Here is a 24,223-nt window from a genome sequence, read left to right on the forward strand (position 1 = left end):
CTGGAGCATGCAACTGAATTCCACCGAAATCAGCGAACTGATCAAGCAGCGCATTGCTCAGTTCAGTGTTGTGAGTGAAGCTCACAACGAAGGTACTATTGTTTCTGTAAGTGACGGTGTTATCCGCATCCACGGCCTGGCCGATTGTATGCAGGGTGAGATGATTTCCCTGCCGGGTAACCGTTACGCTATCGCACTGAACCTGGAGCGCGACTCCGTAGGTGCCGTTGTGATGGGTCCATACGCTGACCTCGCCGAAGGCATGAAGGTTAAGTGTACTGGCCGTATTCTGGAAGTGCCGGTTGGCCGTGGCCTGCTGGGTCGCGTTGTTAACACCCTGGGTGCGCCAATCGACGGTAAAGGTCCGGTTGATAACGATGGCTTCTCGCCAATCGAAGTTATCGCACCGGGCGTTATCGACCGTCAGTCCGTTGATCAGCCTGTGCAGACGGGTTATAAGTCCGTTGATGCCATGATCCCAATCGGTCGTGGTCAGCGTGAACTGATCATCGGTGACCGTCAGACCGGTAAAACCGCGATGGCAATCGACGCCATCATCAACCAGCGTGACTCCGGCATCAAATGTGTGTACGTGGCTATCGGCCAGAAAGCGTCCACCATTTCCAACGTGGTTCGTAAACTGGAAGAGCACGGCGCACTGTCTAACACCATCGTTGTGGTAGCAACCGCGTCTGAATCTGCTGCACTGCAATACCTGGCGCCATACGCCGGTTGCGCAATGGGCGAATACTTCCGTGACCGCGGTGAAGATGCACTGATCGTATACGATGACCTGTCTAAACAGGCCGTTGCTTATCGTCAGGTTTCCCTGCTCCTCCGTCGTCCACCAGGACGTGAAGCATTCCCGGGCGACGTATTCTACCTCCACTCTCGTCTGCTGGAGCGTGCTTCCCGCGTTAACGCGGAATACGTCGAGAACTTCACCAAAGGTGAAGTGAAGGGTAAAACAGGTTCTCTGACCGCGCTGCCGATCATTGAAACCCAGGCGGGTGACGTTTCTGCGTTCGTTCCGACCAACGTAATCTCCATTACCGATGGTCAGATCTTCCTGGAAACCAACCTGTTTAACTCCGGTATTCGTCCGGCAGTTAACCCGGGTATCTCCGTATCCCGTGTGGGTGGTGCTGCTCAGACCAAGATCATCAAGAAACTGTCCGGTGGTATCCGTACCGCGCTGGCACAGTATCGTGAACTGGCTGCGTTCTCTCAGTTCGCATCCGATCTGGACGAAGCAACCCGTAAACAGCTGAGCCACGGTCAGAAAGTGACCGAGCTGCTGAAGCAGAAACAGTACGCGCCAATGTCTGTTGCTCAGCAGGGCCTGGTGCTGTTCGCGGCTGAACGCGGTTACCTCGAAGATGTGGAACTGGCGAAAATCGGTAGCTTCGAAGCCGCTCTGCTGGCTTACGCTGACCGTGATCACGCTCCGCTGATGCAAGAGATCAACCAGACCGGTGGCTATAACGACGAAATCGAAGGCAAGCTGAAAGCTATCCTCGATTCCTTCAAAGCAACCCAATCCTGGTAATCGTCCGGCGGCTTGTCTCAGGACAAGCCGTCTGGCATTGAGGAGAAGCTCATGGCCGGCGCAAAAGAGATACGTAGTAAGATCGCAAGCGTCCAGAACACGCAAAAGATCACTAAAGCGATGGAGATGGTCGCCGCTTCCAAAATGCGTAAATCGCAGGATCGCATGGCGGCCAGCCGTCCTTATGCAGAGACCATGCGCAAAGTGATTGGTCACCTTGCAAACGGTAATCTGGAATATAAGCACCCTTACCTGGAAGAACGCGACGTTAAGCGCGTGGGCTACCTGGTGGTGTCGACTGACCGTGGTCTGTGTGGCGGCTTGAACATTAACCTGTTCAAAAAACTGCTGGCGGATATGAAAGTCTGGTCCGATAAAGGCGTTCAGTGCGATCTGGCACTGATTGGCTCTAAAGGCGTCTCTTTCTTTAACTCCGTTGGCGGCAACATTGTCGCTCAGGTGACCGGTATGGGTGATAACCCGTCCCTGTCCGAACTGATCGGCCCGGTTAAAGTGATGTTGCAGGCCTACGATGAAGGCCGTCTGGACAGACTGTACGTTGTCAGCAACAAATTTATTAACACCATGTCTCAGGTGCCTACGCTCACTCAGATGCTGCCGTTACCGGCATCAGAAGATGACGAGCTGAAACAGAAAGCCTGGGATTACCTGTATGAACCCGATCCGAAACCGCTGCTGGATACCCTGCTGCGTCGTTACGTTGAATCTCAGGTTTATCAGGGCGTTGTAGAAAACCTGGCCAGCGAGCAGGCCGCACGAATGGTGGCGATGAAAGCCGCGACCGATAATGGCGGCAGCCTGATTAAAGAGCTGCAGTTGGTTTACAACAAAGCTCGTCAGGCCAGCATTACTCAGGAACTCACCGAGATCGTCTCGGGGGCCGCCGCGGTTTAACCAGGTTTACGAATTACGTAGAGGATTCAAGATGGCTACTGGAAAGATTGTCCAGGTAATCGGCGCCGTGGTGGACGTCGAGTTCCCTCAGGACGCCGTACCACGCGTGTACGACGCGCTTGAGGTACAGAATGGTAACGAGAGCCTGGTGCTGGAAGTTCAGCAGCAGCTCGGCGGCGGTATCGTGCGTACCATCGCCATGGGTTCTTCCGACGGTCTGCGTCGTGGTCTGGAAGTTAAAGACCTTGAGCACCCGATCGAAGTCCCGGTAGGTAAAGCAACGCTGGGTCGTATCATGAACGTATTGGGTCAGCCAATCGACATGAAAGGCGACATCGGTGAAGAAGAGCGTTGGGCTATCCACCGCGCGGCACCTTCCTACGAAGAGCTGTCCAGCTCTCAGGAACTGCTGGAAACCGGCATCAAAGTTATCGACCTGATGTGTCCGTTCGCGAAGGGCGGTAAAGTTGGTCTGTTCGGCGGTGCGGGTGTAGGTAAAACCGTAAACATGATGGAGCTGATCCGTAACATCGCGATCGAGCACTCCGGTTACTCCGTGTTTGCGGGCGTAGGTGAGCGTACTCGTGAGGGTAACGACTTCTACCACGAAATGACCGACTCCAACGTTCTGGATAAAGTATCCCTGGTTTACGGCCAGATGAACGAGCCACCAGGAAACCGTCTGCGCGTTGCGCTGACTGGCCTGACAATGGCTGAGAAATTCCGTGACGAAGGCCGTGACGTTCTGCTGTTCGTTGATAACATCTATCGTTACACCCTGGCCGGTACCGAAGTATCTGCACTGCTGGGTCGTATGCCTTCAGCGGTAGGTTATCAACCTACGCTGGCGGAAGAGATGGGTGTTCTTCAGGAACGTATCACCTCGACCAAAACCGGTTCTATCACCTCCGTTCAGGCGGTATACGTACCTGCGGATGACTTGACTGACCCATCTCCAGCCACCACCTTTGCGCACTTAGACGCAACCGTGGTACTGAGCCGTCAGATCGCGTCTCTGGGTATCTACCCGGCCGTTGACCCGCTGGATTCCACCAGCCGTCAGCTGGATCCACTGGTTGTTGGCCAGGAACACTACGACACCGCGCGTGGCGTACAGTCCCTGCTGCAACGTTACCAGGAACTGAAAGACATCATCGCCATCCTGGGTATGGATGAACTGTCTGAAGAAGACAAACTGGTGGTAGCACGTGCGCGTAAGATCCAGCGCTTCCTGTCCCAGCCGTTCTTCGTTGCGGAAGTATTCACCGGTGCGCCGGGTAAATACGTTTCCCTGAAAGACACCATCCGTGGCTTTAAAGGCATCATGGAAGGCGAATACGATCACCTGCCAGAGCAGGCGTTCTACATGGTTGGTTCCATCGAAGAAGCCGTGGAAAAAGCCAAAAAACTTTAACGCCTTAATCGGAGGGTGATATGGCAATGACTTACCACCTGGACGTCGTCAGCGCAGAGCAACAAATGTTCTCTGGTCTGGTCGAGAAAATCCAGGTAACGGGTAGTGAAGGTGAACTGGGTATTTTCCCGGGTCACGCACCGCTGCTCACCGCCATTAAGCCTGGTATGATCCGCATCGTTAAACAGTTCGGTCACGAAGAGTTTATCTATCTGTCCGGCGGCATTCTTGAAGTGCAGCCTGGCAGTGTGACCGTTCTGGCCGATACCGCTATTCGTGGCCAGGATCTCGACGAAGCGCGAGCCCTGGAATCGAAGCGTAAGGCTGAAGAGCACATTAACAGCTCTCATGGTGACGTGGATTACGCTCAGGCGTCTGCGGAGCTGGCCAAAGCGATCGCGAAACTGCGCGTTATCGAGTTGACCAAAAAAGCGATGTAACACCGGCTTGAAAAGCACAAAAGCCAGTCTGGATCCCAGGCTGGCTTTTTTTTTCGGCCTTAATTCATGATGAAAAAGATGTAGAATTTTAAGCATCAAACGTTTTTACTTCTCACACAAACTACCGTCAGGATGCGTATGTTAAACAGTGCGATGAGCGTGGTGATCCTTGCCGCAGGCAAAGGTACCCGCATGTATTCCGATCTGCCTAAGGTGCTCCACACGCTGGCAGGAAAGCCAATGGTGCAGCATGTTATTGATGCAGCTAATGAATTAGGCGCCCGCCAGGTGCATCTGGTTTATGGACACGGCGGCGATCTGCTGAAAAAAACGCTGCGTGACGACAATCTCAACTGGGTGCTACAGGCAGAACAGCTGGGTACCGGTCATGCAATGCAGCAGGCTGCCCCCTTCTTCTCTGATGATGAAGACATCCTGATGCTCTACGGCGACGTCCCGCTGATCTCCGTTGAAACCCTCACTCGTCTGCGTGAAGCCAAACCGCAGGGCGGCATTGGGCTGTTAACCGTCGTGCTGGACGATCCGAGTGGCTATGGCCGCATTACCCGTGAAAACGGCAACGTGACGGGGATTGTTGAGCATAAAGATGCCAGCGAAGCGCAGCGTCAGATTCAGGAGATCAACACCGGCATCCTTATTGCGAACGGTGCTGATATGAAGCGCTGGCTGTCTAAGCTGAATAACAACAACGCACAGGGTGAGTATTACATCACCGATATTATTGCGATGGCGTACCAGGAAGGGCGTGAGATTGCCGCCGTTCACCCGGCACGCATCAGCGAAACGGACGGGGTAAACAACCGTCTTCAGCTTTCCCGTCTGGAGCGCATTTACCAGTCCGAGCAGGCAGAGAAGCTGCTGCTCGCAGGCGTCATGCTGCGCGATCCGGCGCGTTTCGATCTGCGCGGTACGCTGTCCCACGGACGCGACGTTGAAATTGATACTAACGTTATCCTGGAAGGTAACGTCACGCTGGGTAACCGCGTCAAAATCGGCGCTGGCTGCGTGATTAAAAACAGCGTTATCGGCGACGACTGCGAAATCAGCCCGTACAGCGTGGTGGAAGACGCGCGTCTTGATGCGGCATGTACCATCGGCCCGTTTGCGCGTCTGCGCCCGGGCGCTGAGCTGCTGGAAGGCGCACATGTTGGTAACTTCGTTGAAATGAAAAAAGCGCGTCTGGGTAAAGGCTCCAAAGCGGGTCATTTAACCTATCTGGGCGATGCAGAAATTGGCGACAACGTGAATATTGGTGCAGGTACCATCACCTGTAACTATGACGGTGCCAATAAGTTTAAAACCATCATCGGCGATGATGTGTTTGTGGGTTCTGACACGCAGCTGGTGGCGCCCGTCACCGTGGGTAACGGTGTGACCATTGCCGCCGGAACGACCGTCACGCGCGACGTAGCGGATAACGAGCTGGTGTTAAGCCGCGTGCCGCAGGTCAGCAAGCAGGGCTGGAAACGCCCGGTGAAGAAAAAGTAACCCTAAGGCGGGTGGCGCTGCGCTTACCCGCCCTACGATTGAGTAGGCCTGATAAGGCGTAGCCGTCATCAGGCAAACCCGGGAGAGGAGATAAAGATATATCTCCCCCCACAAGCAGTACCCATAAAAATAACCCCACTCTCTACAAGGCTCGGGGTGCCCGGAAAGGGCGTTACCCAAAGGATTTCGCGTTGTGGCAAGGCGGCAAGCGTATGAGTCCATGGGAGCTTACTTAAGTAAGTGACCGTGGCGAGTACGAGAAGCCAACGCAGCCGCAGCGTGAAAGACGCAGGGTGAATACAGGTCAGCGACAACGCAGGCATAATGCCTAAATTCGGAATCTAAATTATGTGTGGAATTGTTGGCGCAGTTGCGCAGCGTGATATTGCTGAAATCCTTCTCGAAGGTTTACGTCGTCTGGAATACCGTGGCTATGACTCTGCCGGTCTGGCTGTCGTGGATGCAGAAGGTCATATGACCCGTCTGCGCCGTCTCGGTAAAGTGCAGATGCTGGCCCAGGCCGCGGAAGAACATCCGCTGCACGGGGGAACCGGTATTGCGCACACCCGCTGGGCGACGCACGGTGAACCGTCTGAAGGCAACGCGCACCCGCATGTGTCTGAACACATCGTGGTGGTGCATAACGGCATTATCGAAAACCACGAACCGCTGCGCGAAGAACTTAAAGCGCGCGGCTACACCTTCGTCTCTGAAACCGACACCGAAGTGATTGCTCACCTCGTACACTGGGAACTGGCACAGGGCGGTACGCTGCGTGAGGCAGTGCTGCGTGCTATTCCTCAGCTGCGCGGCGCCTACGGTACGGTGATCATGGATTCCCGCGATCCGTCCACGCTGCTGGCCGCGCGTTCCGGTAGCCCGATGGTTATCGGTCTGGGCATGGGCGAGAACTTTATCGCGTCCGATCAGCTGGCGCTCCTGCCGGTTACCCGTCGCTTTATCTTCCTGGAAGAGGGCGATATCGCGGAAGTGACGCGCCGCAGCGTGACCGTCTTCGATACCAAAGGCGAGCAGGTGAAGCGTCAGGAGATCGAATCTAACCTGCAATACGACGCGGGCGACAAAGGCGCTTACCGTCACTACATGCAGAAAGAGATCTACGAGCAGCCTAACGCCATCAAAAACACCCTGACCGGGCGCATCAGCCACGGCGAGGTGGATCTGAGCGAGCTGGGGGCAAACGCCAACGAACTGCTCGGCAAGGTTGAGCATATTCAGATTGTGGCCTGCGGGACCTCATACAACTCCGGTATGGTCTCTCGCTACTGGTTTGAATCCCTGGCGGGCGTGCCGTGCGATGTCGAAATCGCGTCTGAGTTCCGCTATCGTAAATCCGCTGTGCGCCGTAACAGCCTGATGATCACCCTTTCCCAGTCTGGCGAAACGGCGGATACCCTGGCGGCGCTGCGTCTGTCTAAAGAGTTGGGTTACCTGGGCTCTCTGGCCATCTGTAACGTACCGGGCTCCTCGCTGGTGCGTGAATCCGATCTGGCGCTGATGACCAAAGCGGGTACCGAAATCGGCGTGGCCTCCACCAAAGCGTTTACCACGCAGCTGACCGTTCTGCTGATGCTGGTGGCGAAGCTGGCGCGTCTGAAAGGCGAAGATGCTTCCGTTGAGCATGACATCGTTCACGGTCTCCAGGCGCTGCCGAGCCGTATCGAACAGATGCTGTCTCAGGACAAACGCATTGAGGCGCTGGCTGAAGACTTCTCTGATAAGCACCACGCTCTGTTCCTGGGCCGTGGCGATCAGTACCCTATCGCGCTGGAAGGCGCACTGAAGCTGAAAGAGATCTCCTACATCCACGCGGAAGCCTACGCGGCAGGCGAGCTGAAGCACGGTCCGCTGGCGCTGATTGACGCGGATATGCCGGTGATCGTTGTTGCACCAAACAACGAACTGCTGGAAAAACTGAAGTCTAACATCGAAGAAGTCCGCGCCCGCGGCGGCGTGCTGTACGTCTTCGCGGATAAAGACGCCGGTTTCGTCAGTAGCGACAACATGCACATCATCGAGATGCCGCATGTGGAAGAGGTGATTGCGCCGATCTTCTACACCGTTCCGCTGCAACTCCTGGCTTATCACGTGGCGCTGATCAAAGGCACCGACGTTGACCAGCCGCGTAACCTGGCGAAGTCCGTTACCGTAGAATAACCCTCATGTTAATGGCTACACGTTGTGTAGCCATTATTCCCTTACTCTTTTTCAAATAATCTCTCCGTTTGCTATCAATTATCTTATTTTGATGTATTTCGTTACTTTATTGTATGAATAACGATCGAAATGACGTTTGTGCATAAATGATCTTTATTTTGATCACTAAACGATCAGCTTTTATTAACGGAATCCTAAAAATAGCCCGTTGATAAAAGCTGACTTCTTTTTATGTGTATACTGAAAAGAAATATTGATGGTTTAACTAAAATAATATTGTATTTAACTTTCTCTATTATTATTCCATACAGGCTTTTTCATTATTCCATTAATTTAAAATCTCCCCTTGAAGAACTTTATCCCCGGAGAATATGATTTCCCCGCATTTGGGATGGCGTTGTCTTTATGATAAGCGCAATATTTATTTAATTAATGGAGTTAACATGAAAAACACTGGAATTACGGTGGCGATTGCACTCGCTTCGGCGTTAATGGCAGGGCAATCATTGGCTGCGGATGGTACGGTTCATTTCCGCGGAGAGGTTATTGATTCAACGTGTGAAGTTACGTCTGATACCGTCGACCAGACGGTGAATATTGGCCGCGTTGCGAAAACGGCGTTCACCGGCGTTGACTCAACGGCGTCAGTAAAAGATTTCCATATTAAACTGGAAAAATGCCCTGCAACCTATACTCAGGCAGCGGTTCGCTTTGACGGAACAGAAGATAAAGACACCATCGGCAAAGGGTATTTGTCTATTGGCACGCCTGTTAACGGCGAAACGGGTACTGACGGTATTTACACCGGCGAAGGTGAAGCCGTTACGGCTACCGGCGTTGCCATCAAGCTCTTCAACCTGAATGATGATACGGCGATCCCGCTGTACAACAATTCAAACTATGTCGCTATTACCGACGGCAAAGCGGACATGGGCTTCAAAGCGAAGTTTGTGCAGACGCTGGCTACGGTTACGCCGGGTACTGCAAACGCGGATTCCCAGTTCACCATTGAATACCTGAAATAATCTCAGCTGTTCGCCGGGAGCCTGTTTTATCATTTTGCAGGCTCCTCCACAGGATGTGAGGATAACTGATGTATTCAAGGCGTTTATTGACCCCGTTAATCATGATCTTTTTTTCATTTTTGACACCCTTATCGACCGCCGGCGTCATTATTGGTGGAACCCGCGTTATTTATAGTAGTGATAAATCCGATGCGACAATCAGCATAAAAAATAATGAATCAACCACGCCTTATCTCATACAGACGTGGGTCGATCCTTTCAAGAAAGAGACATCGGCGCATAAGCCTCCTTTTACCGTTATTCCGCCCGTTTCAAGGCTAGAGGCCGGGCAGGAAAAAATATTACGCATCATGAAGGTGAAGGGCGAACTGCCTGACGATCGGGAATCGCTGTTTTGGCTCAACATCAAAAATATTCCGCCGTCCAGTTCAAACCCTAATTCGCTCGAAATTGCGATTAAGACGCGGATAAAACTTTTTTGGCGTCCGGCGAAACTGAATATGACGACTGAACGGGCTGCGGCAAAGGTTAAATGGAGCATTCAAAACAGACAGCTCGTTATTGAAAATCCGAGCCCGCTACATATTAACGTTATGAATGTTACCGTCGACAGCAAAGACGTTACGTTAAATATTATTCCCCCTTTTGACACCGTGCGTTTGCCGCTCCCGGAAGGGATTAACGGTCGCGCGCTCATTTGGCGTTTCGTTAACGATTTTGGTGCAATCAGTCAGGAAATTCACGTCACGCTGTAAATATAGGGATGTTTTATATGGGGTATTTCCGTTTTTTCATTGCGCTGGCATCGGGGGTATCTCTCGGCTTTTCAGGCGTGACGCTGGCAAAAGATATCTTTAACCCTGCGCTTCTCGAAATTGACCATCCGGTGGATGTCGATATCCACCAGTTTAACCGCGTCAATATGTTACCTGCCGGGTCTTATAAGGTTGATATTCATGTTAACGATGAATTTATCGATAGCCGGGACGTCGCCTTCGTTGAAAATGAGGCTGGCGATGGGCTGCATCCCTGTTTTACACACGTCAGGACGGTGCTTGCAGAATTCGGGGCTAAGGTGGCGGCGATCGCCTCGCTGGATCGCCTGGACGAGAATGCCTGTGTGGATCCCACACCGCTGATCCCTGGCGCCACATGGACGTTTGATACCGATAAGCTGCTGCTCAACGTCACGTTACCGCAGATTTACATTGATACCACCGCCCGCGGCACCATCAATCCTGCGCGCTGGGATGAGGGCATTAATGCGCTGATGATGAACTATGACTTTTCCGGCTCCAGCACGTTGCAGTCCGATGATGACAACAACAGCGAGTTCTACTATCTGAACCTGCGAAACGGAGCCAACGTCGGTGCGTGGCGTTTACGCAACTACAGCACGCTAAATATCGTTGACGGTCATTCGGATTACCATTCCATCAGCACCTATGTGCAGCGTAACCTCGCGGCGTTACGCAGCCAGATCATGCTGGGTGATACCTGGACCGCAAGCGATGTCTTCGACAGTACCCAAGTGCGGGGCATGCGCCTGTATACCGATAATGAAATGCTTCCTTCCAGCCTGACGGGCTTTGCGCCGGTCGTTCGGGGCGTGGCGAAAAGCAATGCTACCGTGATTATCCGGCAGAACGGCTACATCATTTATCAGTCTGCCGTACCGCAGGGCCCGTTTGCGCTTAAGGATTTAAACACCACCAGCTCCGGCGGCGACCTGGACGTGACCATCAAAGAAGAAGACGGCAGCGAGCAACACTTCACGCAGCCTTACGCCTCGCTGGCTATCCTCAGGCGTGAAGATCAGACCGACGTCGATATCAGCGCGGGCGAACTGCGCGATCAAAGCGATTTCCAGCCCAACGTTTTTCAGGCGCAGGTGTTGCACGGCTTTCCTGCCGGGATAACGGTATACGGTGGCGTGCAGGCCGCAGAAGACTATCGCTCGGCAGCGGTGGGGATCGGCAAAGATGTGGGCGCAGCGGGCGCGTTTTCCGTCGATATCACCCAGGCTCGCGCGCAGTTTACGGACGAGGGCTCAGAGGAGTCCGGCCAGTCCTGGCGTTTTCTCTATTCGAAACGGTTTGATGAAACGGATACCACGCTGCGGCTGGTGGGGTATCGCTATTCAACGCAGGGCTACTACACCCTCAATGAATGGGCATCACGCCAGAACAATCAGCGCGATTTCTGGGTAACGGGCAACCGGCGCAGCCGGCTTGAAGGAACCTGGACGCAGAATTTCGGCGATGGCATGGGGAACATTTATTTCACGCTGAGCCGTCAGCAGTACTGGCAAACCGACGAAGTTGAACGCCTGGTTCAGCTTGGCTACAGCAATGTCTGGCGGGCGCTTTCCTGGAACCTCTCCTGGAACTATAGCGATTCCATCACGACGGCGCAGAGCGCGGAGTATTCAGATAGCGACGAACGAGAAAGCGAACAGGTATTTATGCTGTCGTTATCGGTGCCACTGTCTGAACTGCTGCCGGACAGCTATGTGAGCTACGGCCTTACGCAGAACAACAGGGGAAAAGGGATGCACCAGCTTGGCTTTAACGGTACGGCGCTTGATAACCGAAATCTCTCCTGGAACCTCCAGCAGTCCTGGGATGCGGATGACAGGGTGTACAGCAGCAGCGCAGGGGTGGGATATGACGGAACCTATGGTTCGGTTAACGGCAGCTATGACTACAACCAGGAGAGTCAGCGGCTCAACTACGGCGCGCGCGGTGGGGTTCTGCTGCACGGCGATGGGGTGACGTTCTCGCAGGAGATGGGAGAAACCGTGGCGCTGATAAAAGCACCCGGCGCAGCCGGTCTGGCAATGGAAAATGGCACCGGTACGGCAACGGACTGGCGAGGCTATACCGTTCAAACGCAGCTAAACGCTTACGATGAAAACCGTGTGGAAATTGAGAGCGGCTATTTTGAAAAAGCAAACGTCGAGCTGGAGAACAGCGTGCTTAACGTCATCCCCACGCGAGGTGCGGTAGTGCGGGCCGAATTTATCACCCACGTGGGCTATCGCGTGCTCTTTGAGGTCACACAGTCTAACGGCAAACCGGTTCCCTTTGGCGCAGTGGCGTCTGCCGAACTGGCGACGGGCAGCGTGTCGGGCATCACCGGCGAGGATGGCGAGCTGTATCTTTCGGGCATGCCGGAAGAGGGAACGTTCACGCTGAAGTGGGGGAGTGAAAAGACAAAACCTTGCGAGGTCCATTATCAGTTCCCCAAACCAACGGGCGTTGAACTGGTTCAAACAGCGGTAGTGTGCCAATAGGGAAATGAGATGAAACGACGTATCACTTTTTTAGCAGTCGCCATGCTGTTTTTTACCCCTTTTACCTACGCCGCGACCACAGAAGGCGGGGTGTGCTTCGCCATCGGCGGCACCTATATTTTCAACCTGAATCTTAACGGGGCAGAAATACCGGCAGATAAAAACCAGGCGGGAACGGAGGTGCGCGATCTGAAGACTCTGCAATCGCCTTCCCGGTATAAACTGGGATGTAACTGCCTGACCCATTTCACCACCACGTTTCGCAGCGTCTATTTCACCGCGCGTTCGCCCTTAAGCGTGAATACTCTTAAAAACGGCTATACCTACTACACGCTGAACGATCACCTCAGTATTGCGTCCTCTATTCACGTGCTGGGACGTGACTATCTGCCCGTTCCCTTTGAGGCGGAGCCCAACCGGGTGACGTCCGGTATCTACTGTTATGCCTCCAGTGTAGAGGGCTCAGAGGCAACGCTTGATACCGGCTCTCAGGTAAAAATATCGTTTTTGATCGACAAGCCCTTTATTGGAAAAGTTACCATTCCGGGGACGACGATTGCCACGCTCTATGGCGGTATCGATGAAGCGTCCTCTCTGGCAAGTACCGAGAAGCTCGCCGAAATAAAAATCGTCGGGGACATCGTGGTACCGCAAAACTGCGAGATCGCGCCGGGCCAGTCGCTGGAGATTGATTTTGGAGACATTCCCGCCAGCGCGTTTTCTGCCACCAAAGGCGAGGCGGTCGGTAGCCATAAAATCCGCAAGATGATTCAGGTGAAATGTACCGGCATGCTGGATGAGAACATCGTCCGATCCGTTTTCCATGCCGAACCCGTTGACGCCGATACCGCGATGATGAAAGTGAACGGCAATGATGACGTAGGGATCGTTATTTATGATAAATGGGATCGCGTCGTCAACGTTAACGGGGGAAATATGGAGATGGATATGGGAACCAACCAGGGGGGCGCCGAGGTTAACTCGCTCACCTTCTCTGCCGCCCCGGCCAGCGCGACGGGGAGTATCCCGAAGCCCGGCGCGTTTGAAGCCTGGGCAACCCTTACCCTCGAAATTCTGAATTAATGACGACGGCTGTTTATGACAGCCGTTGTCATATTCCCGTCTTTGAACCAGGCTTAACGCATCTCAGTGTGACATTCTCATGACAAGGATGTGTTTTTATTTATTTTTAAATCATGCACTTAACGCAAATGCGTTGATTGTCATAAAACTGTCATAATTCGTACATTTATCTGTCACCTGTTTGTCCTATTTTGCTCATCGTAGCCACTTAAACAATGATTTACGAAATCCTTGCAGGAGACATTATGAAAGTTATGCGTACCACTGTCGCAACTGTTGTCGCCGCGACCTTATCCCTGAGCGCTTTCTCTGCCTTCGCAGCAGCAAGCCTGACTGGCGCTGGTGCAACCTTCCCTGCGCCGGTGTATGCCAAATGGGCGGATACCTACCAGAAAGAAACCGGTAACAAGGTTAACTATCAGGGTATCGGCTCCTCCGGTGGCGTAAAACAAATTACCGCGAATACCGTTGATTTCGGCGCATCCGACGCCCCGCTGTCTGATGAAAAACTGAATCAGGAAGGCCTGTTCCAGTTCCCGACCGTGATCGGCGGCGTTGTGCTGGCCGTTAACATCCCTGGCCTGAAATCAGGCGAGCTGGTGCTGGACGGCAAAACCCTGGGCGACATCTACCTGGGCAAAATCAAAAAATGGGACGACGAAGCCATCACTAAGCTGAACCCGGGCGTTAAGCTGCCTTCGCAGAACATCGCTGTGGTTCGCCGCGCTGACGGTTCCGGTACCTCCTTCGTGTTCACCAGCTACCTGGCAAAAGTGAACGAAGAGTGGAAATCCAAAGTCGGTTCCGGCTCTACCGTTAACTGGCCAACCGGTCTGGGCGGTAAAGGTAACGACGGCATCGCTGCCTTCGTACAGCGTCTGCCGGGCTCTATCGGTTACGTAGAATACGCTTACGCGAAGCAGAACAACCTGGCTTACACCAAACTGGTTTCTGCTGACGGCAAACCGGTTAGCCCGACCGAAGAGAACTTCGCTAACGCCGCAAAAGGCGCAGACTGGAGCAAATCCTTCGCGCAGGACCTGACTAACCAGAAAGGCGACGATGCGTGGCCAATCACTTCTACCACCTTCATTCTGGTCCACAAAGATCAGAAGAAACCTGAGCAGGGTGCAGAAGTACTGAAATTCTTCGACTGGGCATACAAAAACGGCGGCAAACAGGCTAACGACCTGGACTACGCCAGCCTGCCGGACAGCGTGGTTGAGCAGATTCGCGCTGCATGGAAAACCAACGTGAAAGACAGCAGCGGTAAAGCGCTGTACTAACAGGATATTTTTGACGAAGATGGCGGGTGGCGCGCAGCGATCCCGCCCTACGGTTCATCCTGTAGGCCCGGTAAGCGTCAGCGCCACCGGGCATATTCGTAAGACGTCTCAAAAAGAAGAGTAATTTATGGCTGCAACCAAGCCTGCATTTAACCCTCCGGGTAAAAAAGGTGACATGATTTTCAGCGCCCTGGTGAAACTGGCTGCGCTGATTGTGCTATTGCTGCTGGGCGGCATTATCGTGTCCCTGATCTTTTCCTCCTGGCCGAGCATTCAGAAATTTGGTTTCGCCTTCCTGTGGACCAAAGAGTGGGATGCGCCGAACGATATCTACGGTGCGCTGGTGCCGATTTACGGCACGCTGGTAACCTCCTTTATCGCCCTGCTGATTGCGGTGCCGGTAAGCTTCGGTATTGCCCTGTTCCTGACAGAGCTGGCGCCGGGCTGGCTGCGACGCCCGCTGGGTATCGCCATCGAACTGCTGGCGGCCATTCCAAGTATCGTTTACGGCATGTGGGGCCTGTTTATCTTTGCTCCGCTGTTTGCAACGTACTTCCAGGAGCCGGTCGGTAACGTGCTTTCTGCCGTTCCGTTTGTGGGCGCCCTGTTCTCCGGTCCGGCATTCGGTATCGGTATTCTGGCGGCTGGCGTGATCCTCGCCATCATGATTATTCCGTACATTGCGGCGGTTATGCGCGATGTCTTCGAACAAACCCCGGTGATGATGAAAGAGTCGGCCTACGGTATCGGCTGCACCACCTGGGAGGTTATCTGGCGCATCGTCCTTCCGTTCACCAAAAATGGGGTGATCGGCGGCATCATGCTGGGCTTAGGCCGCGCGCTGGGTGAAACCATGGCGGTGACATTTATCATCGGCAACACCTACCAGCTCGACAGCGTCTCTCTGTACATGCCGGGCAACAGCATTACCTCTGCGCTGGCGAACGAATTCGCCGAAGCGGAATCCGGGCTGCACGTTGCCGCGCTGATGGAGCTGGGCCTGATCCTGTTTGTTATCACCTTTATCGTACTGGCTATCTCCAAGCTGATGATTATGCGTCTGGCTAAAAACGAGGGGGCACGCTAATGGCGACTCTCGACATGCAAAACACCGCTCAGCTTGCGGAATCCCGTCGCAAAATGCAGTCAAAGCGCCGGATTAAAAACCGCATTGCGCTGACGCTTTCCATGGCCACGATGGCGTTCGGCCTGTTCTGGCTGATCTGGATCCTGATGTCCACCATCACCCGCGGCATCGATGGAATGTCCCTGGCGCTGTTCACCGAGATGACGCCGCCGCCGAACACGGCGGGCGGTGGTCTGGCAAACGCCCTGGCGGGTAGCGGCCTGCTGATCCTGTGGGCGACCGTTTTCGGTACGCCGCTGGGCATCATGGCGGGTATCTATCTGGCGGAGTATGGCCGTAAATCCTGGATCGCTGAAGTCATCCGCTTTATTAACGACATTCTGCTGTCTGCCCCATCGATTGTTGTGGGTCTGTTTGTTTACACCATCGTGGTGGCTCAAATGGAACACTTCTCCGGCTGGGCGGGTGTGATTGCGCTGGCGCTGTTGCAGGTGCCTATCGTTATTCGTACCACTGAAAACATGCTGAAACTGGTGCCGGACAGCCTGCGTGAAGCGGCTTACGCGCTGGGCACGCCGAAATGGAAGATGATTTCGGCGATCACCCTGAAAGCGTCCGTCTCGGGGATCATGACCGGTATCCTGCTGGCTATCGCCCGTATCGCCGGTGAAACCGCACCGCTGCTGTTTACCGCGCTCTCCAACCAGTTCTGGAGCACGGACATGATGCAGCCGATCGCCAACCTGCCGGTGACGATCTTTAAATTTGCGATGAGCCCATTCGCGGAATGGCAGCAGCTGGCCTGGGCCGGGGTGCTGATCATCACCCTTTGCGTACTGTTGCTGAACATTCTGGCGCGCGTCATTTTCGCGAAGAAGAAACACGGTTAAATTTTTACGGCGCGGCACATCGCGGCGCCGAATGAGGAAATGAGTCAATGAGTATGGTTGATACTGCCCCGGGTAAGATTCAGGTTCGTGATTTGAACTTCTACTACGGCAAATTCCATGCCCTGAAGAATATCAACCTGGATATCGCGAAGAACCAGGTCACGGCATTTATCGGTCCGTCTGGCTGTGGTAAATCCACGCTGTTGCGCACCTTCAACAAAATGTATTCGCTCTATCCGGAGCAGCGTGCGGAAGGTGAAATTCTGCTGGACGGTGACAACATCCTGACCAATACCCAGGATATCGCCCTGCTGCGCGCGAAGGTGGGGATGGTGTTCCAGAAACCCACGCCGTTCCCGATGTCGATCTATGACAACATCGCCTTTGGCGTGCGACTGTTTGAAAAGCTCTCCCGTGCGGACATGGACGAGCGCGTGCAGTGGGCATTGACCAAGGCCGCATTATGGAACGAAACCAAAGATAAACTTCACCAGAGCGGGTACTCTCTCTCCGGTGGTCAGCAGCAGCGTCTGTGCATTGCGCGCGGTATCGCCATTCGCCCGGAAGTATTGCTGCTGGATGAGCCGTGCTCAGCGCTGGACCCGATCTCAACCGGGCGTATTGAAGAGCTGATCACCGAGCTGAAGCAGGATTACACCGTGGTGATCGTCACCCACAACATGCAGCAGGCTGCCCGTTGTTCTGACCACACGGCGTTTATGTACCTGGGCGAGTTGATTGAGTTCAGCGATACGGACGCGCTGTTCACCCGGCCCGCGAAGAAACAAACCGAAGATTACATTACTGGCCGCTACGGTTGATTTGCCTTAGTGCATGTGGAGAAACCATGGACAACCTCAATCTTAATAAACACATTTCCGGCCAGTTTAACGCAGAGCTGGAAAGCATTCGCACCCAGGTGATGACCATGGGCGGCATGGTCGAGCAGCAGCTTTCTGATGCGATCACGGCGATGCACAACCAGGACAGCGAGCTGGCGAAGCGCGTTATCGAAGGCGATCACAACGTCAATATGATGGAAGTCGCCATCGACGAAGCGTGTGTGCGCATCATTGCCAAGCGTCAGCCGACCGCGAGCGACCTGCGTCTGGTCATGGCGATCATCAAAACTATCGCCGAGCTGGAGCGTATTGGCGACGTCGCGGATAAAATCTGCCGCACCGCGCTGGAGAAATTCTCTCAGCAGCACCAGCCGCTGCTGGTCAGCCTGGAGTCTCTCGGTCGCCACACCGTGCAGATGCTGCACGACGTGCTGGACGCCTTTGCGCGCATGGATCTGGACGAAGCGGTGCGTATCTACCGTGAAGACAAGAAAGTTGACCAGGAATACGAAGGCATTGTGCGTCAGCTGATGACCTACATGATGGAAGATTCCCGTACCATTCCAAGCGTGCTGACCGCGCTGTTCTGCGCGCGCTCAATCGAGCGTATTGGCGACCGCTGCCAGAACATTTGCGAATACATCTTCTACTTCGTGAAGGGGCAGGACTTCCGTCACGTGGGCGGCGACGAGCTGGACAAGCTGCTGGCGGGTAAAGATCCGAAAGAGTGATGTTTGTGGCGGGTGGCGCTAGGCGCTTACCCGCCCTACGTTAGCTTAACGCGTAATATCCCACCCGCGCGCCTTCCACAACTCTGGCAATTGCGCCAGGTCGGTGAAGGTCGTCACTTTTGGATGATCGATCGGCTTGTTGTGCGGGTCGGCACAGAAGTAAAACACTTCCATTCCTGCATCAATCCCCGACTGCGCGCCCGCAGACGAGTCATCCACCAGAATGCAGTTCTCCACGTTGACGTTCATCGCCTTCGCCGCGTGGAACATCAATGCCGGATCGGGCTTCCAGCGCTGGATATCGTAGCCGCTGAACAGTTTTTCCGGGAAGTGGTGCAGCATGTCCAGCTTGCCGAGCGAATGCTGCATTTTGCTGACCGGGCCGTTAGAGACCACGCAGATCGGCACCGTCATCGCATCCAGCAGCGCGTTAGCGCCGGCGATAACCTCCAGCTCGGCGTCGAAGAGGCGTGCGACCTCGGCGCGGTACACCGGTTCCAGATCCGCTTTCGCCAGATCCACCCCGTGCTCTTCGTTAATGATGTCGATGATCTCGTACAGCTTCACGCCCTTAAAGCGTTTGAACACCTCTTCGAGATCGAGCGTAATGCCAAATTCATGGAACATGGCGACATACGCGCGGGAACAAATGACCTCACTGTCGACCAGCGTACCGTCACAGTCGAAAAATACCGCTTCAATTCCGGACATGCCCTTCCCTTTTAACAAGTTTAACGTTTACGTACGACAGATTTACGAGACGCAATCGTTGCCGTATAAGCAAAATCAATGAAAAAAGTATCCCGTAACCGCCACTATTGTCGCATTTTGGTATAGGATAGCGACGAATTTTCCCTCCTTGTTCGGAAATTGATGATGAGTCAACAACACACAACCCAGACATCTGGTCAGGGTCTGCTTGAGCGCGTATTCAAACTGCGCGAGCACGGCACAACGGCACGCACCGAAGTGATCGCCGGTTTTACTACCTTCCTGACGATGGTCTACATCGTTTTTGTGAACCCGCAAATTCTGGGCGTGGCTGGCATGGACACCAGCGCCGTCTTTGTTACCACCTGTCTGATCGCGGCCCTTGGCAGCATTCTGATGGGCGTTTTCGCTAACCTGCCCGTGGCGCTGGCCCCGGCGATGGGTCTGAACGCGTTCTTCGCGTTCGTGGTGGTTCAGGCGATGGGCCTGCCGTGGCAGGTTGGGATGGGCGCTATCTTCTGGGGTGCGGTCGGCCTGCTGCTGCTGACCATCTTCCGTGTCCGCTACTGGATGATTGCCAATATCCCGGTGAGCCTGCGCGTGGGTATCACCAGCGGTATCGGTCTGTTCATCGGCATGATGGGGCTGAAAAACGCCGGTGTGATCGTGGCGAACCCGGAAACGCTGGTGAGCATCGGTAACCTGACCTCGCACAGCGTGCTGCTGGGCGTGCTGGGCTTCTTCATCATCGCGATCCTGGCGTCGCGCAACATCCACGCTGCGGTGCTGGTCTCTATCATCGTGACCACGCTGCTGGGCTGGATGCTGGGTGACGTGCATTACAGCGGTATTGTCTCTGCGCCGCCGAGCGTCTCTACCGTGATTGGTCACGTTGATCTGGCGGGTTCTCTGAACCTGGGCCTGGCGGGGGTGATCTTCTCCTTCATGCTGGTCAACCTGTTTGACTCCTCCGGTACGCTGATTGGCGTGACGGACAAAGCGGGTCTGGCGGACGAGAAAGGCAAATTCCCGCGCATGAAGCAGGCGCTGTATGTGGATAGCATCTCTTCCGTTGCGGGTTCTTTCATCGGCACCTCGTCTGTTACCGCTTACATTGAATCCTCTTCCGGCGTCTCCGTGGGCGGCCGTACCGGCCTGACGGCGGTGGTGGTGGGTCTGCTGTTCCTGCTGGTGATCTTCCTCTCTCCACTCGCCGGGATGGTGCCACCGTACGCGGCGGCGGGTGCGCTGATTTATGTCGGCGTGCTGATGACCTCAAGCCTGGCGCGCGTGAAGTGGGAAGATTTAACCGAAGCGGTGCCAGCCTTTATTACAGCCGTGATGATGCCGTTCAGCTTCTCGATCACCGAAGGGATCGCGCTGGGCTTTATCTCTTACTGTGTGATGAAGATCGGTACCGGTCGCTTCCGCGAACTCAGCCCGTGCGTGATGATTGTGGCGCTGCTGTTTGTGCTGAAGATTGTGTTTATTGACGCGCACTAAGGTGCGGTTTGTGGTGTCAGGTGGCGCTTCGCTTACCTGACCTACTGACGCGTGTAGGCCCGGTAAGCGCTAGCGCCACCGGGCTTTTTTATCAGGCTTTAACCCGCTTAATATAATCCCCAAACGCGGTCAGCTGGCCAGAGAGATGGTCAAGCGTGCTCTGATCCACCACTTCACCCGTCTGCGGGTCGACCTTGTTCTGAATCACACCGCCCATAAATTCCGGCTTGTTCATGACCATCGCATCCAGGAATACCAGGATCTGACGCAGGTGATACTGGCAGCGCGCGCCGCCGATAGCGCCCATAGAGCTGGTCTGGATCAGCACCGGTTTGCCTGACAGCGGCTGCTCCGGTAAACGGGATAACCAGTCAATCGCGTTCTTCAGGCCACCCGGCACCGAGTAGTTATATTCTGGCGTTACAATCACCACGCCGTCAGCCTGGCGGATCTGCTCGGCTATCGCTTCCACGCTCTGCGGAAACCCTTCTTCCTGCTGAACGTCAGCATCATAAAGCGGGATGTCGCCAATAGACGGCAGGGCACTGATTTCCATTCCCGCAGGCGCCAGCTGCGGCAGCGTACGGGCAACCATCCCGTTAAAAGAACCTTTGCGCAGGCTTCCCAGTAACGTAACAACTTTCAACGTATCAGACATGATTACTCCTGTTTCATCATGATGATCCTGGACGGATCAGCTATGGGTGTATGCTTTTTCTGCCGGTAAACTGGTTAATCGCATCAGGCGCGCGGCGGGCTCGTTGGCGCGCTCGGGGACATCCGGAAGACTACGCCAACCGCGAATACTGTCAAATTCCCAGATTTTCAGCCGTTCGATGGCGGGACTCACCGCAACAGACCAGATCAACACGTCCTCAGCGTCGCTGAGCGCCTCTACCAGCGAGGCTTTTGTGGCCCGCAGGCGTCCGGAGCCAGGCAGCAGCTGCAACAGGCTGGCGTCGTCTGACGCCGCACCGCTCAGTTTGCGGATGCTCTGGCGAAGGGTAATGAGCTGCGCTCTGGCTTCAACGGGGTCGTTCTGGTTACGTATCCACAGCATTTCATTGCTTGAGAGCGGGTATTCATCAAGCGCGTTAGCCCCGTGGAAGCTGCGCGTGACGCGTTGCAACTCCATATCCAGCCCGCAATCGCCTTCGGTGGTCAGCGCGACGCCAACAATGTTGCCGGTGTACGCAATGGAAAAATGGGGGAGTGCCGGGTCCGCAAAAACCGGGCGACCTTCTGGCTGGTTGAGTATGTCCGGTAATTCGCTGGTGCCGTACAGCATAAAAAGCAGTTCTGCGAGAAGTGCTCTGGATGCTAAAAACCGCGTCCTGCGGTGTTCAGGTAGCTTGAGCGCCTCACTGTGGCAGGCTGAAGACATTCTGGCCGATACGAGATGCCCTTCCGCTAATGTTCCTCGTGCAAAGTGCGTAGCCATTTTTCGCTCCTTGATAATGGTCGTAGTCGGTTAAACGGTTACATAATTATCGCTTAACTCAGCTTCTGTTTTAATCAGTAAATAGAAATAAGAGAAGCCTGAGGACCGAACTTTACATTATCTTAGGCAAAAACCTGACCTGGCGCGGTATACAGGGCTTTTATGGTTTCGCGCAGCCAGATAATTTTCGGATTATGGCTGTTCCGCTTATGCCAGATGAGCGTGAAGGGGACGGTCAACTTTTCTGCCTGTGCCTCATCGATGGGAATGGGAAGGCAGACCAGTTTACGCTGGTGGAGTTGATTGTAGTGATGGCAGTAGTAAGGCGCAGTGGCAATGCAGTTGTGGTCCGGCTGGGCCGCCACAAACATCGACTGTTCAAAGCCGGGCAGGCACATGGCGACGTTGCGCTCGCGGCCCATCTCCTTTAGCACTTCATCAAGCGCCCAGGTATCGCTGCGCTCCCAGAAGATGCTGATGTGCGGGTAGCGCAGAAACGTCTCGAGGTTCCACGCTTCGCGAAGTGCCGGATGGTCTTCTCGCAAATAGACGCACGGACGGTCGCTGAACAGGATTTCGTAGTCAATAAACCACGGCATCAGCTTCAGCAGCTCGCGGGAGCGCGGGTGCGTTTCGCGGCCGGTAAAACCGAGGTCGACCTCCCCGCGCGTAATGGCGTCCAGCGAATCGTAATCCCACTGGCGCAACTTCACCGTCGCCTGCGGGTAGCGCTGATTCACCTGCTCCAGCAGGGTGTTAAAGCGAATCAGCATCAGCGGCGTTTCGGCGGCGAGCACAAACTTGAGCCCGCCAGGAGAGCTGTGGTGAGATTTATCGACGATCTGATTACCAATCTGCATCCAGTCGGCCAGGTCCTGTTCCAGGCTCACCGTCAGCGGCGTGGGCAGTAGTCCTAAAGGCGTTTTTACAAACAGCGGATCGTCGAACCAGTCGCGCAGCTTCGCCAGCGATTTACTCACCGCGGACGGCGTCACGTTCATCCGCTTCGCGGCTTTGGTGACGCTGCGCTCCTGCAACAACAGTTGCAGGCAAAGTAAAAGATTAAGATCGAGACTGCTGATGGGCTTCTTCATAGTGCGCCGCGGGCTGGATGACCATAAGTAAGATAATGCTAAGTATGCTACAGCCAATCAGCACCCCGATCAGCATATTCAGCGCGTGAAGGCCGATCACTGCCGCCAGCCAAATCCACAGCGACGAACCGCAGACCTGCGCAATGCCCAGCACCGAGCTTGCCACGCCAGCCCGCAGTGAGAACGGACCAAGCGCCTGACTCATCGCCACGCCGAAGCCGCCGGAGAATCCGGCGCAGATCAGGGTCATACTCACCAGCATCAGCGCGTGTGAGGTGGCGGTCGCCAGAATCACGCCGGCGGCGAGAAACAGCGTCTGTGAAGTGAGCATCATCGTGCGCTGGCGGAAAATATTGAGTGCAAAGGGCATCGAGAATGAAACCACCATGCTGACCATTGCATTGAGCGCCATCATCGTCGAATACTCACCGCGATCGAAGCCCATCGTTTCCATCAATAACACCGGGGAAACGTTTACATAGGTGAGGATCACCGCCACGCTGAGCGTGATGATGGTCAGGCGGCTCAGGAAAAAGCGATTCAGAAGCTTTTCAGCCGGATGAAAGGTAGCAGCGTGGTGCATCTGCTGCGAACCGGGATGGGTCTCTTTCAGCACCGTCACGGACAGAATAAAGACGATAGTGCCCATGGTGGCCATGGTCCAGAAAAGGCTCTGCCATGGAAATTTCAGCATGATCAGGTAGCCCACGACCGGCGCCAGCACCGGGATGATGCAGGTAATGCCGTTCAGCATCGACAGCACCCTGGCGCGGCGCTGGGCGCTTAAGGTATCGCGAAGAATGGCAAACGCCACCACGTAGCATCCACCCGCGCCAATGCCCTGAATAAAGCGCCCTGCCAGGAACATTGTGCTTTCCTGAGCCATTGAACACAGGACCGATGCCAGCGCAAAGATAACCGCACCCGTAATGGCGACGGGCTGACGACCGGCTTTATCCGCGATTTTCCCGGCAAACACCATCGACGACGCCATCCCCCCAAGGTAAGCCGAAAACGCGATGTGCAGCTGCGCCTCGCTGGCCCCCAGATCGCGGGCAATATGCGGTAGCCCCACCAGATACATATCAATGCCGGATGGATAAAGCAGAACGAGTGCAAAACTACAGAACAGAAAACGAGCCATAAATCCCCCATGGATGCAGGCATGCAGGATAGGGGGCATGGAGGGAATAAAGCGAGTTGCCATTTGGACAATGGTGATTTCCCTGG

The 24,223-nt window shown here is 54.6% G+C and carries 21 protein-coding genes; 16 read left to right on the forward strand and 5 right to left on the reverse strand.

The features are described 5' to 3' along the window. Window positions 1-7 precede the first annotated feature (7 nt). The 15 genes from atpA to phoU all read left to right on the forward strand — a co-directional run bounded on the left by atpA (window position 8) and on the right by phoU (window position 18,244). The gene (gene atpA / locus E0L16_RS15395) at window positions 8-1,549 is read left to right on the forward strand and encodes a F0F1 ATP synthase subunit alpha (RefSeq protein ID WP_063452038.1); all 1,542 of its coding nucleotides are present in this window, start codon (window positions 8-10) and stop codon (window positions 1,547-1,549) included. A 51-nt stretch (window positions 1,550-1,600) separates the two neighbouring features. Next, window positions 1,601-2,464 carry a F0F1 ATP synthase subunit gamma gene (gene atpG / locus E0L16_RS15400; protein ID WP_063452039.1) on the forward strand — a complete coding sequence of 288 codons (864 nt, stop codon included), beginning with the start codon at window positions 1,601-1,603 and terminating at the stop codon, window positions 2,462-2,464. Window positions 2,465-2,495: 31 nt separating this feature from the next. Beyond that, window positions 2,496-3,878, forward strand: a complete 1,383-nt coding sequence (gene atpD / locus E0L16_RS15405; protein WP_015570150.1) for a F0F1 ATP synthase subunit beta — start codon at window positions 2,496-2,498, stop codon at window positions 3,876-3,878. A gap of 20 nt (window positions 3,879-3,898) precedes the next feature. Further along, the gene (locus E0L16_RS15410; protein WP_003862360.1) at window positions 3,899-4,318 is read left to right on the forward strand and encodes a F0F1 ATP synthase subunit epsilon; all 420 of its coding nucleotides are present in this window, start codon (window positions 3,899-3,901) and stop codon (window positions 4,316-4,318) included. A gap of 138 nt (window positions 4,319-4,456) precedes the next feature. After that, window positions 4,457-5,827 carry a bifunctional UDP-N-acetylglucosamine diphosphorylase/glucosamine-1-phosphate N-acetyltransferase GlmU gene (gene glmU / locus E0L16_RS15415; protein ID WP_063868585.1) on the forward strand — a complete coding sequence of 457 codons (1,371 nt, stop codon included), beginning with the start codon at window positions 4,457-4,459 and terminating at the stop codon, window positions 5,825-5,827. Between the two features lie 348 nt (window positions 5,828-6,175). Next, the gene (glmS, locus tag E0L16_RS15420; protein ID WP_063452041.1) at window positions 6,176-8,005 is read left to right on the forward strand and encodes a glutamine--fructose-6-phosphate transaminase (isomerizing); all 1,830 of its coding nucleotides are present in this window, start codon (window positions 6,176-6,178) and stop codon (window positions 8,003-8,005) included. A gap of 443 nt (window positions 8,006-8,448) precedes the next feature. Then, window positions 8,449-9,030 (forward strand): chaperone-usher fimbrial major subunit, encoded by a 582-nt coding sequence (locus tag E0L16_RS15425; RefSeq protein ID WP_107534301.1) that lies wholly within the window; start codon window positions 8,449-8,451, stop codon window positions 9,028-9,030. A 68-nt stretch (window positions 9,031-9,098) separates the two neighbouring features. Beyond that, a complete protein-coding gene (locus E0L16_RS15430; protein WP_131637280.1) occupies window positions 9,099-9,785 on the forward strand; it encodes a fimbrial chaperone in 687 nt (228 codons plus the stop codon). A gap of 17 nt (window positions 9,786-9,802) precedes the next feature. Further along, the gene (locus E0L16_RS15435; protein WP_131637282.1) at window positions 9,803-12,325 is read left to right on the forward strand and encodes a fimbria/pilus outer membrane usher protein; all 2,523 of its coding nucleotides are present in this window, start codon (window positions 9,803-9,805) and stop codon (window positions 12,323-12,325) included. Between the two features lie 9 nt (window positions 12,326-12,334). After that, a complete protein-coding gene (gene stgD / locus E0L16_RS15440; protein ID WP_242672230.1) occupies window positions 12,335-13,408 on the forward strand; it encodes a fimbrial protein StgD in 1,074 nt (357 codons plus the stop codon). Window positions 13,409-13,653: 245 nt separating this feature from the next. Beyond that, window positions 13,654-14,694 (forward strand): phosphate ABC transporter substrate-binding protein PstS, encoded by a 1,041-nt coding sequence (gene pstS / locus E0L16_RS15445; RefSeq protein WP_063452042.1) that lies wholly within the window; start codon window positions 13,654-13,656, stop codon window positions 14,692-14,694. Window positions 14,695-14,821: 127 nt separating this feature from the next. Then, on the forward strand, window positions 14,822-15,781 hold the full coding sequence (pstC, locus tag E0L16_RS15450; protein ID WP_022649877.1) for a phosphate ABC transporter permease PstC: 960 nt from the start codon (window positions 14,822-14,824) through the stop codon (window positions 15,779-15,781). Further along, on the forward strand, window positions 15,781-16,671 hold the full coding sequence (gene pstA / locus E0L16_RS15455; RefSeq protein WP_003861156.1) for a phosphate ABC transporter permease PstA: 891 nt from the start codon (window positions 15,781-15,783) through the stop codon (window positions 16,669-16,671). Before pstC ends, pstA begins: the two co-directional genes overlap by 1 nt. A gap of 47 nt (window positions 16,672-16,718) precedes the next feature. After that, window positions 16,719-17,492 (forward strand): phosphate ABC transporter ATP-binding protein PstB, encoded by a 774-nt coding sequence (gene pstB, locus E0L16_RS15460; RefSeq protein WP_003861154.1) that lies wholly within the window; start codon window positions 16,719-16,721, stop codon window positions 17,490-17,492. A 26-nt stretch (window positions 17,493-17,518) separates the two neighbouring features. Then, window positions 17,519-18,244 (forward strand): phosphate signaling complex protein PhoU, encoded by a 726-nt coding sequence (gene phoU / locus E0L16_RS15465; protein WP_003861153.1) that lies wholly within the window; start codon window positions 17,519-17,521, stop codon window positions 18,242-18,244. A 45-nt stretch (window positions 18,245-18,289) separates the two neighbouring features. Here the strand turns inward: phoU and yieH are convergent, their stop codons facing one another. Continuing rightward, the gene (gene yieH / locus E0L16_RS15470; protein ID WP_131637284.1) at window positions 18,290-18,955 is read right to left on the reverse strand and encodes a 6-phosphogluconate phosphatase; all 666 of its coding nucleotides are present in this window, start codon (window positions 18,953-18,955) and stop codon (window positions 18,290-18,292) included. Window positions 18,956-19,120: 165 nt separating this feature from the next. Between yieH and adeP the strand changes: the two genes are divergently transcribed. Beyond that, on the forward strand, window positions 19,121-20,458 hold the full coding sequence (gene adeP, locus E0L16_RS15475; RefSeq protein ID WP_139152660.1) for an adenine permease AdeP: 1,338 nt from the start codon (window positions 19,121-19,123) through the stop codon (window positions 20,456-20,458). A gap of 91 nt (window positions 20,459-20,549) precedes the next feature. Here adeP and E0L16_RS15480 read toward each other — a convergent pair whose 3' ends face one another. The 4 genes from E0L16_RS15480 to E0L16_RS15495 form a co-directional block, all read right to left on the reverse strand. Then, window positions 20,550-21,116: an NADPH-dependent FMN reductase gene (locus E0L16_RS15480; protein ID WP_131637286.1), complete on the reverse strand. Its 567-nt coding sequence runs from the start codon at window positions 21,114-21,116 to the stop codon at window positions 20,550-20,552. A gap of 36 nt (window positions 21,117-21,152) precedes the next feature. Then, entirely contained in the window at window positions 21,153-21,899 is a 747-nt protein-coding gene (locus tag E0L16_RS15485) for a 4'-phosphopantetheinyl transferase family protein (RefSeq protein WP_131637288.1), read from the reverse strand. A gap of 122 nt (window positions 21,900-22,021) precedes the next feature. Beyond that, on the reverse strand, window positions 22,022-22,993 hold the full coding sequence (gene yidZ / locus E0L16_RS15490; RefSeq protein ID WP_063868605.1) for an HTH-type transcriptional regulator YidZ: 972 nt from the start codon (window positions 22,991-22,993) through the stop codon (window positions 22,022-22,024). Beyond that, window positions 22,962-24,137 (reverse strand): MFS transporter, encoded by a 1,176-nt coding sequence (locus tag E0L16_RS15495; protein WP_063868608.1) that lies wholly within the window; start codon window positions 24,135-24,137, stop codon window positions 22,962-22,964. The genes yidZ and E0L16_RS15495 overlap by 32 nt, the downstream gene beginning before the upstream one ends. Window positions 24,138-24,223 lie beyond the last annotated feature (86 nt).

Origin of the sequence: Enterobacter quasihormaechei (assembly GCF_004331385.1) — a bacterium.
Lineage (GTDB): Bacteria > Pseudomonadota > Gammaproteobacteria > Enterobacterales > Enterobacteriaceae > Enterobacter > Enterobacter quasihormaechei.